Annotated in this window: 1 protein-coding gene; it reads right to left on the reverse strand. The window is 38.3% G+C overall.

Annotation, left to right across the window (positions count from 1 at the left end; genetic code table 11):
- A partial coding sequence (locus ACODS7_RS32535; protein ID WP_488828686.1) for a phage major capsid protein occupies positions 1 to 486 on the reverse strand: 486 nt, incomplete at both ends.

Raw genomic sequence — 486 nt, forward strand, 5'->3', positions numbered from 1 at the left:
TTGGTACTGGTAAAAAGCCTGCATAATCCTCAATTGCATAAGATAAACGATCGAACTCAGGAGAAGCCATTTCTTGCATTGCATTCGGTTTACCATACTCAGATAGTGGCGCAAAAGGTGTAGATGCCGCACGTTTTTCTAGTGTACGAGCTCCCTTGTTTGTTGAAACAGGCTGTACATTTACATATTGTTCTAAGCTATCAGTCGTTTGTTTTAATTGATTAATCGTTGTCGTAATATCTTCCGGAACAATAAAACCGCCATCTTTACCCGTATTCTCAGATAATGCCGCTTTATATTCCTGCATAATGCTTGCTTCTTCATGGCTTAAATTTTGACCACGGATAGCTTTCATAAATACTTCCTTGTACGATGGAGCTTCATTTTTAACTGATGATGGAGGCAAAACTCCCGTTTGTGAATTTACAGGATCAGAAACTTGAATTTGCATCATTGCTAGATAGTTATCCAATTCATTTTTCGCGT

This window comes from Bacillus sp. FG16 (genome assembly GCF_057809515.1).